13 protein-coding genes are annotated in these 12498 nt (G+C 43.6%); 12 read left to right on the forward strand and 1 reads right to left on the reverse strand.

Annotated elements, in window-relative coordinates:
* Positions 1 to 9: 9 nt before the first annotated feature.
* Positions 10 to 3654, forward strand: coding sequence for a DNA-directed RNA polymerase subunit beta' (gene rpoC, locus GM612_RS04365; RefSeq protein WP_155431170.1), 3645 nt, complete (start codon positions 10 to 12; stop codon positions 3652 to 3654).
* Positions 3655 to 3883: 229 nt separating this feature from the next.
* Here the strand turns inward: rpoC and GM612_RS04370 are convergent, their stop codons facing one another.
* Positions 3884 to 4561, reverse strand: coding sequence for a prepilin peptidase (locus tag GM612_RS04370; RefSeq protein ID WP_155431171.1), 678 nt, complete (start codon positions 4559 to 4561; stop codon positions 3884 to 3886).
* A 277-nt stretch (positions 4562 to 4838) separates the two neighbouring features.
* Here GM612_RS04370 and rpsL point away from each other — a divergent pair, with 277 nt between their 5' ends.
* The 11 genes from rpsL to rpsC all read left to right on the forward strand — a co-directional run bounded on the left by rpsL (position 4839) and on the right by rpsC (position 12497).
* On the forward strand, positions 4839 to 5252 hold the full coding sequence (gene rpsL, locus GM612_RS04375) for a 30S ribosomal protein S12 (RefSeq protein ID WP_155431172.1): 414 nt from the start codon (positions 4839 to 4841) through the stop codon (positions 5250 to 5252).
* A gap of 37 nt (positions 5253 to 5289) precedes the next feature.
* A complete protein-coding gene (rpsG, locus tag GM612_RS04380) occupies positions 5290 to 5760 on the forward strand; it encodes a 30S ribosomal protein S7 (RefSeq protein WP_155431173.1) in 471 nt (156 codons plus the stop codon).
* Between the two features lie 159 nt (positions 5761 to 5919).
* Positions 5920 to 8019, forward strand: coding sequence for an elongation factor G (gene fusA / locus GM612_RS04385; RefSeq protein WP_155431174.1), 2100 nt, complete (start codon positions 5920 to 5922; stop codon positions 8017 to 8019).
* A gap of 327 nt (positions 8020 to 8346) precedes the next feature.
* Positions 8347 to 8655, forward strand: a complete 309-nt coding sequence (gene rpsJ, locus GM612_RS04390; RefSeq protein WP_054709151.1) for a 30S ribosomal protein S10 — start codon at positions 8347 to 8349, stop codon at positions 8653 to 8655.
* Between the two features lie 45 nt (positions 8656 to 8700).
* Positions 8701 to 9336: a 50S ribosomal protein L3 gene (rplC, locus tag GM612_RS04395; protein WP_155431175.1), complete on the forward strand. Its 636-nt coding sequence runs from the start codon at positions 8701 to 8703 to the stop codon at positions 9334 to 9336.
* A gap of 17 nt (positions 9337 to 9353) precedes the next feature.
* On the forward strand, positions 9354 to 9977 hold the full coding sequence (rplD, locus tag GM612_RS04400) for a 50S ribosomal protein L4 (protein WP_155431176.1): 624 nt from the start codon (positions 9354 to 9356) through the stop codon (positions 9975 to 9977).
* Positions 9977 to 10264 carry a 50S ribosomal protein L23 gene (rplW, locus tag GM612_RS04405; protein ID WP_155431177.1) on the forward strand — a complete coding sequence of 96 codons (288 nt, stop codon included), beginning with the start codon at positions 9977 to 9979 and terminating at the stop codon, positions 10262 to 10264. The genes rplD and rplW overlap by 1 nt, the downstream gene beginning before the upstream one ends.
* 27 nt (positions 10265 to 10291) lie before the next feature.
* Positions 10292 to 11128 (forward strand): 50S ribosomal protein L2, encoded by an 837-nt coding sequence (gene rplB / locus GM612_RS04410; RefSeq protein ID WP_343031797.1) that lies wholly within the window; start codon positions 10292 to 10294, stop codon positions 11126 to 11128.
* 45 nt (positions 11129 to 11173) lie between these two features.
* Positions 11174 to 11452 carry a 30S ribosomal protein S19 gene (rpsS, locus tag GM612_RS04415; protein WP_155431178.1) on the forward strand — a complete coding sequence of 93 codons (279 nt, stop codon included), beginning with the start codon at positions 11174 to 11176 and terminating at the stop codon, positions 11450 to 11452.
* A gap of 16 nt (positions 11453 to 11468) precedes the next feature.
* Entirely contained in the window at positions 11469 to 11816 is a 348-nt protein-coding gene (gene rplV / locus GM612_RS04420; RefSeq protein WP_155431179.1) for a 50S ribosomal protein L22, read from the forward strand.
* A gap of 12 nt (positions 11817 to 11828) precedes the next feature.
* Complete coding sequence (gene rpsC, locus GM612_RS04425; RefSeq protein WP_343031798.1) at positions 11829 to 12497, forward strand: 30S ribosomal protein S3; 669 nt, start codon at positions 11829 to 11831, stop codon at positions 12495 to 12497.
* The last annotated feature ends 1 nt before the right edge of the window (position 12498 follow it).

Here is a 12498-nt window from a genome sequence, read left to right on the forward strand (position 1 = left end):
GTCGATCCATTGGTCGATGTCAATAAGTTCGAAAGCATGCAAATTGGACTTGCATCGCCGGACAAGATTCGGAGTTGGTCTTATGGCGAAGTTAAGAAGCCTGAAACCATAAACTACCGAACTTTGAAGCCAGAAAAAGACGGACTGTTTGATGAACGGATCTTTGGTCCAACTAAAGATTGGGAATGTGCTTGTGGAAAATACAAGCGAATTCGTTACAAGGGTGTTGTTTGTGACCGTTGTGGCGTGGAAGTTACCCGTTCAAAAGTTCGTCGTGAACGGATGGGACACATTGAATTAGCTGCCCCAGTTACTCACATCTGGTACTTCAAGGGTATCCCAAGTCGGATGGGCCTTGTCTTAGACATGAGCCCTCGTTCACTTGAAGAGATTATCTACTTTGCATCATACGTTGTGTTGGAACCAGGCAACACACCACTTGAAAAGAAGCAGTTACTCTCAGAACGTGAATATCGTGACAAGAAAGCCGAATATGGCAATGGATTTACCGCTGAAATGGGCGCTGAAGCCATTAAGAAACTCTTGCGCGACGTTGATTTGGATAAGGAAGTTTCAGAATTAAAGGAACAATTGAAGGAAGCTACTGGCCAAAAACGGACGCGTGCCGTTCGTCGTTTGGACATTTTGGAAGCCTTCGTCACTTCTGGTAATAAGCCGGAGTGGATGGTCATGGATGCTATTCCGGTCATTCCACCTGACCTACGGCCGATGGTACAGTTGGAAGGGGGCCGTTTCGCCACTTCTGATTTGAACGATTTGTACCGTCGGGTAATTAACCGGAATAATCGTCTCAAGCGGTTATTGGATCTGCATGCTCCCGGTATCATTGTTCAAAACGAAAAGCGGATGTTACAAGAAGCTGTTGACGCTTTGATCGATAACGGGCGTCGTGGACGTCCAGTTGCCGGCCCAGGCAATCGGCCACTGAAGTCGTTGTCACACATGTTGAAAGGTAAGCAAGGGCGATTCCGTCAAAACTTACTTGGTAAGCGTGTTGATTACTCTGGTCGTTCAGTTATCGATGTTGGACCTTCACTACGGATGAACCAAATGGGCTTACCAGTGCCAATGGCAATGGAACTCTTCAAGCCGTTCATCATGAAGGAACTGGTCAGTCGTGGGTTAGCTTCTAATATTAAGAATGCTAAGCGAAAGATCGACCGTCAAGATGACGATGTCTTCTCCGTTTTGGAAGATGTTATCAAGGAACACCCTGTTTTGCTGAACCGGGCACCTACACTTCACCGGTTAGGGATTCAAGCTTTTGAACCAGTACTGGTAAGTGGGAAGTCAATGCGGCTTCACCCATTAGCTTGCGAAGCTTACAATGCCGACTTTGATGGTGATCAAATGGCGATCCACGTTCCACTATCTGATGAAGCACAGGCTGAAGCACGTTTGCTGATGCTTGCAGCTCACCATATTCTGGCACCAAAGGATGGGAAACCAGTGGTTACACCATCTCAAGATATGGTTATTGGTAACTATTATCTAACGATGGAAGAAGCCGGCCGTGAAGGCGAAGGCATGATCTTTAAAGATATGAACGAAGCCGTTATTGCTTATCGTAATGGGTTAGTTCACTGGCACTCTCGTGTTGGTGTTCAAACTTCTTCTTTGAAGGGCAAGCCATTTACTGACGAACAAAAGAGTAAGATTTTGGTTACTAGCGTTGGAAAGTTAATTTTCAATAATATTTTACCGAAATCATTCCCATACTTGAATGAGCCAACGAGCACGAATCTAAACGGTTATGTGCCTGACAAGTATTTCTTGGATAAGGGTGAAGATATTCATGATTATCTGAAGAATGCGGAGTTGATTTTGCCATTCAAGAAGGGCTTCTTGAGTGATATTATCGCGGAAGTTTACAAGCAGTATAAAGTGACTGAAACATCACTGCTACTTGACCGGATGAAGGACTTAGGCTATGACGAATCGACTCAATCTGGCCTAACCGTCGGAATCGTCGACGTTACCGAAGTGCCTGATAAACCACAAGTTATTGATGAAGCACACAAACAGGTTGCAACGATTACCAAGCAATTTCGTCGTGGTTTAATTACCGACCACGAACGTTACGAGCGAGTTATCGGCGTTTGGAACGATGCTAAGGATAATCTGCAAGATAAGCTGATTCATAACTTTGATCGTCAAAATCCAATCTTTATGATGAGTGATTCTGGTGCTCGTGGTAACATTTCAAACTTCACTCAACTTGCTGGGATGCGTGGTTTGATGGCCGCTCCAAATGGTGAAATCATGGAGCTGCCGATCACTGCGAACTTCCGTGAAGGACTTTCCGTTTTGGAAATGTTCATTTCCACTCACGGTGCTCGTAAAGGAATGACTGATACTGCCTTAAAGACGGCCAACTCAGGTTATCTGACCCGTCGTTTGGTTGATGTCGCGCAAGATGTTATCGTCCGTGAGAAGGATTGTGGTACCGACCGTGGTTTAACCATTAGCGCTATCAAAGAAGGTAACGAAATGATTGAACCATTGTATGACCGGATTCTTGGTCGTTACGCAATGAAGGCTGTTCATGATCCTAAGACTGGTGACGAAATCGTTGGCAGAAACCAAATGATCGATGAAGACATCGCACAAAAGATCGTTGATGCTGGCATTGAAAAGGTTACGATTCGTTCGGTCTTCACTTGCAACACGGCACACGGTGTTTGCGAACGTTGCTACGGTCGAAACGTTGCTACCGGTGATCCAGTTGAAATTGGCGAAGCAGTTGGTACTGTTGCTGCTCAATCAATTGGTGAACCAGGGACTCAATTGACCATGCGTAACTTCCATACCGGTGGTGTTGCTGGTAACGAAGATATCACCCAAGGGCTTCCTCGTGTTCAAGAAATTTTTGAATCTCGGAACCCTAAAGGTAAAGCTGAGATTACTGAAGTTACTGGGACTGTTGAATCAATCGAAGAGAATCCGGCAGAACGGACGAAGGAAATTACAATCAAAGGTGAAGCCGATACTCGTAGTTATACTTTGCCAATCAATGCCCGTCTACGTGTGACTGAAGGCGACTTTATTCACCGTGGGGCAGCACTGAACGAAGGTTCTGTTGATCCTAAGGAATTGATCCGGGTTCGAGATGTCCTTTCCACTGAAAACTACCTCTTGCATGAAGTTCAAAAGGTTTACCGAATGCAAGGTGTTGCTATCTTGGATAAGCACGTTGAGATCATGGTTCGTCAGATGCTTCGTAAAGTTCGGATTATGGATCCAGGTGATACCGACGTCTTGCCAGGTACTTTAATGGATATCAAGGACTTCAAGGATCATAACTACAAGTCTCTGATTTCTGGTGGTACACCAGCTACGGCTCGTCCAGTTATCCTCGGAATTACTAAGGCAGCCCTTGAAACTAATAGTTTCTTGTCAGCCGCTTCATTCCAGGAAACTACTCGGGTCTTGACCGATGCCGCTATCCGTGGCAAGAATGATCCACTGATTGGCCTGAAGGAAAACGTGATTATTGGTAAGATCATTCCAGCTGGTACTGGGATGCCTAACTACCGTAAGATCAAACCAAAGGAAGTTGGTGGCACTTCCACTGATGGTGTATACTCGATCAACGAGTTGGAACGCCGGATGAAAGAAGAAGACGCTAAGTAATTTGGTTTAAAAAAGAGAATGTAACAAAATTCATTTGGATCACAGAGTATTGTGATTGAAAAGTGGGTTCCCCCTGAACTTGGGGGAACCCACTTTTTGTATCGTTAGGCGCTCGCAATCTGAGTTTTGAACCGATTTAAGCAAGGTAATCGTTGTTAGATAGATACTAAATCTTGAGTGAAAAAACGAGTGGTATTTTTGCAATCTGCGAATTCTATCACGCTGGCTTTTACGTCAGTATCTGATACCCGAGTTCAAGAAGATAACTAAGCGCCATAAAGGGGACAAATGCCAAGCGCCGCTGTTTGATAACTAGACTAGTAACTAGGGCGAAGGCACTGCTTAAAAGTAACAGCCACCCGAGTGCATTTAATCCGTGAAGGATAAATAGGCTTAGTAAGATATCTAAATCGCCAGCGCCAACGTATCGATTGTTTATATCAATAAATTGGAGGGCGAACCATAAGAGGACCACCAAGATTATGGCTGAATTTGGCGAACCGTTTAAGAGGTTGGCAGCCGCCGAGACCATCATTAATAACCAGCAATAAATTGCGGGGAAGGCCATGTATCGATTATCGCTGATGGCAGCAAAGAAGAGAATCAGACCAGCAATCAGATCAAGTGTACTGGGTAGTGTTGGCTGCCAACAAACTAGCAGACACGCAAAGTAAATCTCGGCCAATAAAGTTGCCTTAGGAATTCTTTGACCACACCATTTACAGTGTCCATGGAGTATAATATATGAAAGAATGGGTAATAAATGGTACCATTCAATGGTCTCATCACATGAGTCGCACTTCGAACGGGCGGGGGTTAAAAGGCTTTGCCCAACCAGTCGGCGTGAGTAACTGGCGTAAAAGAATGATCCTAGTGTGGCGCCTAAAATAAATTGTAATATTAACATTTTTTCACCTCGTAGATAAATACGGCAGAACTTCCGTGGATGTTTGCAAGCGGCTGTAAATTATTCGCGAATGTATCGTGGTTATCGTTGACATTAAACAACCATGCGTGGTATTCTTTTAAAGGTGCTTTTTGTAGACCGGTTTCTGCTTTGCAGACATGCTGACGGAAAACATAGCACGATAAAGAATCAGCATCCGCTTTTATTTTTACCCGAAAATGAATCACCTGGATGTGTGGACTTAAAATAAACTAGAAAAAGGAAGGAGGACTCTTAGATGCCTACAATCAACCAATTGGTTCGTAAAGGTCGTAAATCTAGAAGTTCTAAATCAAATGCCCCAGCTTTGAACTATGGGTATAACAGTTTTAAGAAGAAGCAAGTTAGTAATCCTGCACCACAAAAACGTGGTGTTGCAACTCGTGTCGGTACGATGACACCAAAGAAGCCTAACTCAGCTTTGCGGAAGTATGCACGTGTTCGCTTGTCTAACTTAATTGAAGTGACTGCCTACATTCCTGGTATTGGTCATAACCTTCAAGAGCATAGTGTTGTTTTAATTCGTGGTGGCCGTGTCAAGGATTTACCTGGTGTTCGTTACCACATTATCCGTGGTGCTTTGGATACTGCCGGTGTTGAAGACCGCCGTCAAAGCCGTTCCAAGTACGGTACTAAGAAACCTAAAGAATAAGACTAAACACTAGTTTCAACAAGGAGGATATTAAGTAATGCCAAGAAAAGGAAACGTTCAAAAACGTGAAGTCCTTCCTGATCCAATCTACAACTCAAAGATGGTTACCCGTTTAATCAACCACTTGATGTTAGATGGTAAGCGAGGCACTGCATCACAGATTCTTTATGGTGCATTTGATTTAATTAAGAAGGAAACTGGCAACGATCCTGTCGAAGTATTCGACGAAGCAATGAAGAACGTAATGCCGGTTCTGGAAGTTAAGGCTCGTCGTGTTGGTGGTTCTAACTACCAAGTACCGATTGAAGTTCGTCCAGACCGTCGTTCAACTTTAGGCCTTCGTTGGATCGTTCAGTACTCACGTTCACGTGGGGAACACACAATGACTGAACGGTTAGCACGTGAGATTATGGATGCTGCCAACAATACTGGTGCATCAGTTAAGAGACGTGAAGATACACACAGAATGGCCGATGCCAACCGTGCATTTGCTCATTACCGCTGGTAATTTGCAAATTTACTTGCTGTCAGCACCACTACGGTGGGCTACGCCACAAGCTAGCTAAATTGTTGATAGTGAAGTTTTCGGGATGGCTATAATTGAGTCTTAATTTAGCCATCCCTTTTATGACAATGTCATTTAACTGAGAGGAGTTACAGATTTAACATGGCAAATACACGAGCTTTTCCACTAGAAAAGACCCGTAACATCGGGATCATGGCACATATCGATGCTGGTAAAACTACCACCACTGAACGGATCCTGTATTACACTGGTAAGATCCATAAAATTGGTGAAACCCACGATGGTGCTTCACAAATGGACTGGATGGAACAAGAACAAGAACGTGGTATCACGATTACTTCAGCTGCTACAACGGCTGAATGGAAAGGCCACCGTATCAACATCATCGATACCCCAGGACACGTGGACTTTACCGTTGAAGTTGAACGTTCACTGCGTGTGCTTGATGGTGCGATTGCGGTCTTGGATGCCCAAGCCGGTGTTGAACCCCAAACTGAGACCGTTTGGCGTCAAGCTTCCGACTATGATGTTCCACGGATCGTTTTCGTTAATAAGATGGATAAGATTGGAGCCGATTTCGACTTTTCAGTTCAATCAATCAAGGATCGTCTCCAAGCTAACCCAATTGCTGTTCAAATGCCAATCGGTGCTGAAGACAACTTTGAAGGGGTTATCGACCTGCTTGATATGAAGGCTGATATTTATGACGAAGATGAACTTGGTTCTGAATGGGATACCGTTGATATTCCTGAACAATACAAGGCTGAAGCTGAAAAGCGTCGTGACGCAATGATCGAAGAGATTGCTGACGTTGATGACAGTATTATGGAAAAGTATCTTGAAGGTGAAGATATTCCAGTTGCTGAATTAAAGGCTGCGATTCGTAAAGCTACCTTGAACCTTGAATTATTCCCAGTTCTCGCCGGTTCTGCATTCAAGAACAAGGGTGTTCAAATGTTGATGGATGCCACTGTTGACTATCTACCATCACCATTGGACGTTAAGCCATACAAAGCTACCAATCCTGAAACTGGCGAAGACATTGAATTGAAGGCTAATGATAATGCCAGCTTTGCTGCTTTAGCATTCAAGATTGCCACAGACCCATACGTTGGTCGTCTGACATTTATCCGGGTTTACCAAGGTACCTTGGAATCGGGTTCATATGTATTGAATGCTACCAAGGACAAGCGTGAACGTGTTGGTCGTTTGCTGCAGATGCACTCGAATCACCGTCAAGAGATTCCAGAAGTCTTCTCTGGTGATATTGCCGCTGCTATCGGCTTAAAGAACACCACCACTGGTGATTCTTTGACCGATGTTGATCACCCACTTCACTTGGAATCAATGGAATTTCCTGAACCAGTTATTCAGGTTGCTGTTGAGCCAAAGACTAAGGCTGACCAAGATAAGATGAACAACGCCTTGCAAAAACTTTCAGAAGAAGACCCAACTTTCCGGGCTGAAACTAATCCTGAGACTGGTGAAACTTTGATTGCTGGGATGGGTGAACTTCACTTGGATATCATCATCGACCGTATGCGTCGTGAGTTTAAGGTTGAAGCTACTGTTGGTGCCCCTCAAGTTTCCTATCGTGAAGCCTTCACGAAACAAACTTCTGCACAGGGTAAATTCGTTCGTCAATCAGGTGGTAAAGGTCAATATGGTGATGTTTGGATTGAATTCACGCCTAACGAAGAGGGTAAAGGATTTGAATTCGAAGATGCCATTGTTGGTGGTGTTGTTCCGCGTGAATACATTCCATCTGTTGAACAAGGTGTTAAAGAATCAATGGAAAACGGTGTCCTTGCCGGTTATCCATTAATTGACCTGAAAGCTAAGTTATACGATGGTAGTTATCACGAAGTCGATTCTAGTGAAGCAGCCTTCAAAGTTGCCGCATCATTAGCTCTACGTAATGCTGCTAAAACGGCTGCCCCAGTTATCTTGGAACCAATCATGAAGGTTGATATTCTTGTACCTGAAGAGTACATGGGTGATATCATGGGTCAAGTAACTGCTCGTCGTGGACGTGTTGATGGTATGGAAGCACGTGGCAATGCACAAATGATTCATTCATTCGTGCCACTGGCAGAGATGTTCGGTTATGCCACTACTCTTCGTTCTGCATCACAAGGTCGCGGTACCTTTACAATGACCTTTGATCACTACGAAGCAGTGCCGAAGTCAATTCAAGCTGAAATCATTAAGAAAAACGGTGGCACACCAGCTGCTGAATAGTCTTAAAAAAGTCGTTGCATTTTTGCAACGATTTTTTGATACATAATATTATAGAAGAAAAAATATTTCTCACGAGTTGATAGCAGGTATTTGTCGCGTTGAAAAGGAGAAATTTAAAAAACATCTCGATAATCCTTGTCAAGCCGCGTTTTATTTAGTATTATAGATAGGTGCTGAATTTCAGGGGGGGATAACCCTGCCCTGAATTTGCATAGCAAAGCGATGATGTGAAAGGTTGCGGCACGCCCGGCCGCTTTGCCACGGGGCGTGGCGGTAATTTTCACGGAGTTAGTCTTATTTTTAAAATAGACGTAAGGAGGGAATCCAATGGCAAAACAAAAAATTCGTATCCGTTTGAAGGCTTACGAACACCGCATTCTTGATCAATCTGCAGAAAAGATTGTTGAAACTGCAAAACGTACAGGTGCAGAAATTTCTGGTCCTATTCCGTTACCAACGGAACGTACGATTTACACGGTGCTTCGTTCACCACATAAGTTTAAGAAGTCGCGTGAACAATTTGAAATGCGCACGCACAAACGGTTAATCGATATTGTTAACCCAACACCTAAGACGGTCGACTCATTAATGAAGTTAGACCTGCCTTCTGGTGTGGATATCGAAATCAAATTATAATTCTAGATTCAAGACAATAAATTACATTATATCGGAGGTGTACTCATGACCACAAAAGGAATCTTAGGTAAAAAAGTCGGGATGACGCAGGTCTTCACTGATAACGGCGAATTGATCCCAGTAACTGTAATTGAAACCACTCCTAACGTTGTATTACAAGTTAAGACGGTTGAAAACGACGGCTACAATGCAATTCAATTAGGCTATGAAGATAAGCGCGATGTTTTAAGTAACAAACCCGAAAAAGGTCATGTAGCAAAAGCAAACACGACTCCTAAGCGCTTCATTCATGAAATCAGAGATGTTGAGCTGGGAGATTACAAAGTAGCAGATGAAGTTAAGGCAGACATCTTTGATGCCGGTGAATATGTTGATGTCACTGGTACAACAAAGGGTCATGGTTACCAAGGCAACGTTCATAAAGATGGTCAAAGCCGTGGACCAGAAAGTCACGGTTCTCGTTACCATCGTCGTCCAGGTTCATTAGGTGCAATTATCAACCGGGTCTTTAAAGGTAAGCCATTACCAGGCCGGATGGGTAACAACACGCGGACGATTCAAAACTTAAAAGTTGTTCGCGCAGACGTTGAAAACAATGTTTTATTGATCAGCGGGAATGTTCCTGGTGCCAACAAATCATTCGTTGAAATTAAGAGTGCCGTTCGCGCACCTAAGAAATAAGAAAGGAGGAAACGTAAATGACTAGTGTTACATTATTTAAGCAAGACGGCAGTCAAAATGGTGATGTCACTTTAAACGATGCTATTTTTGGAATCGAACCAAATGATCACGTCGTTTTCGATACTGTTTTAATGCAACGTGCTTCACAACGTCAGGGAACACATGCGGTTAAGAACCGTAGCGCTGTTCGTGGCGGTGGCAAGAAGCCTTGGCGTCAAAAGGGTACCGGTCGTGCTCGTCAAGGTTCAACTCGTTCGCCACAATGGGTTGGCGGTGGAACTGTATTTGGTCCGACCCCACGCTCATATGCCTATCACCTTCCAAAGAAGGTTACTCGCTTAGCATTGAAGTCAGTCCTTTCTCAGAAGGTCGCTGACGGTTCATTAGTAGTTGTTGATGCTTTCAAATTTGATCAACCAAAGACTAAGGAATTTGCTCAATCATTGGCTAGTTTGAACGTTTCAACAAAGACTTTAGTGGTTCTTGAGGAAGACAATAACAATGCAGAATTGGCAGCACGTAACTTAGCTAACGTTAAGGTTATCAATGCCAAGGGTATCAACGTATTAGATGTCATCAATAGTGACAAACTTGTGTTGACCCAAGCTGCTCTTTCTCAAATCGAGGAGGTGCTCGCATAATGGAAGCACGCGATATTATTTTACGCCCAGTCATTACAGAGGCATCTACTGCTTTGTTTGACGATAAGCGTTATACCTTTGATGTTGACGTACGCGCTACGAAAACACAAGTTAAAAAAGCAATTGAAGAGATTTTCGATGTTAAAGTTGTTAAAGTTAACATTATGAATCTCAAAGGTAAGTTGAAGCGACAAGGACGTTACGAAGGCTATACTAAGAAGCGTCGTAAAGCGATTGTCACGCTTTCAGCTGACTCAGAAGAAATTAAGTTATTCAGTGAAGAATAACCATCATTAATGTAGGAGGGAATCAACGTGGCGATTAAAGTATATAAACCAACCAGTAATGGTCGGCGCAATATGACTAGCCTTGACTACAGTCAAGTAATTACGAAGTCAAAGCCTGAAAAGTCATTACTAGAATCAAAGAGTCACACCGCTGGCCGTAATAACTACGGTCACAAAACAGTTCGTCATCGTGGCGGCGGTAATAAGACTCAGTACCGGATCATTGACTTCAAGCGTAATAAAGATAATGTCTCTGCCACAGTTAAAGGGATTGAATATGATCCAAACCGGACAGCTAACATTGCCTTACTTGTGTACACTGACGGAACTAAGGCTTACATCTTAGCACCTAAGGGACTTAAGGTTGGCGATCAAGTTCAATCAGGACCCGATGCTGATATCAAAGTTGGTAATGCATTACCATTACAAAACATTCCAATTGGGACTACAATTCACAATATTGAATTAAAGCCTGGTAAGGGTGGCCAATTAGTTCGTTCAGCTGGTGCTGGTGCTCAATTACTTGGTAAAGAGGGCAAGTACGCCATGGTCCGTTTAACTTCTGGTGAAGTTCGGATGGTATTAGGCGTTAACCGTGCAACCATTGGTATCGTTGGTAACGAAGAACACGAATTAATCAACGTCGGTAAAGCAGGACGTAACCGTTGGGTTGGCAAGCGGCCACAATCTCGTGGTTCAGTAATGAACCCTAACGATCACCCACATGGTGGTGGTGAAGGTAAAGCACCTATCGGTCGTCCATCACCATTATCACCATGGGGTAAGAAGACTATTGGTAAGAAGACACGTTCTACTAAAGCTCGTTCAAACAAGTTTATTGTTCGTCGTAAAGGTAGAAAGTAATAAACTTATTGCGTAATTAATCTCACTCATAAGGAGGGTAATCTAATGGGTCGTAGTTTAAAAAAGGGACCATTTGCTGATGAACATCTGCTGAAAAAGATTGATGCTCAAAAGGATCAAGATAAGAAGTCTGTTATCAAGACTTGGTCACGTCGTTCAACGATTTTTCCTAGCTTTATTGGCTACACGATCGCTGTTTACGATGGTCGAAAGAACGTTCCAGTTTACATTCAAGAAGACATGGTAGGTCACAAGTTAGGTGAATTTGTGCCTACTCGGACCTTCCATGGCCATTCAACTGATGATAAGAAGACGGCAAAATAATAAGGAGGATTAGCTAATGGCTGAACAAGTTACATCAGCAAAGGCAACTGCGAAGACTGTTCGTGTTGCTGCGCGTAAGGTCCGCCTTGTCATTGATCTTATCAGGGGCAAGAGCGTGGCCGAAGCGATTGCTATTTTGAAGTTTACCCCTCGTGGTGCTTCACCAATCGTTGAAAAAGTTTTAATGTCAGCAGTAGCAAACGCTGAAAACAACTTTGACTTGGATCGCTCTGATTTGGTTGTCAGCGAAGCTTTTGTTAACGAAGGACCAACCCTTAAGCGGTTCCGTCCCCGTGCTAAAGGCTCTGCTTCGCCAATCAACAAGCGAACTAGTCACATTACTGTAGTTGTATCTGAAAAGTAGGAGGGATAAAGCGTGGGTCAAAAGATTAATCCAACCGGATTACGTGTCGGAATTATTCGCGACTGGGAAGCAAAGTGGTATGCTGAAAAAGACTTTGCTGCTTACCTTGGCGAAGACCTGAAAATCCGTAAATATATCGAAAAACGCCTTGCAGACGCCTCAGTCTCAACAGTTGAAATTGAACGTGCCGCTAATCGCGTCAACATTTCAATTCATACTGCTAAGCCTGGTATGGTTATTGGTAAAGGTGGTTCAGAAGTTGAGAATCTCCGTAAGGAGTTAAACAACTTAACTGGCAAGCGTGTCCACATCAATATCATCGAAATCAAAAAGCCTGATTTGGATGCTAAGTTGGTTGGCGAAAACATTGCACGTCAACTTGAAGGCCGTGTTGCTTTCCGTCGTGCAATGCGTCAATCAATGCAACGGACAATGCGTTCTGGTGCTAAGGGTATTAAAACCCAAGTTGCCGGGCGCTTGAATGGTGCCGATATGTCTCGTGTAGAAACGTATTCAGATGGTACGGTTCCATTGCATACATTACGTGCAGACATTGATTATTCATGGGTAGAAGCACACACAACCTATGGTTCATTGGGTGTTAAGACTTGGATCTATCGTGGTGAAATTTTACCTGACAAGCCTAACGCTAACAAAAATACTGAGCAAGGAGGGAAATAAC

The organism is Secundilactobacillus folii, assembly GCF_009720675.1.
In the GTDB taxonomy this organism is placed as follows: domain Bacteria; phylum Bacillota; class Bacilli; order Lactobacillales; family Lactobacillaceae; genus Secundilactobacillus; species Secundilactobacillus folii.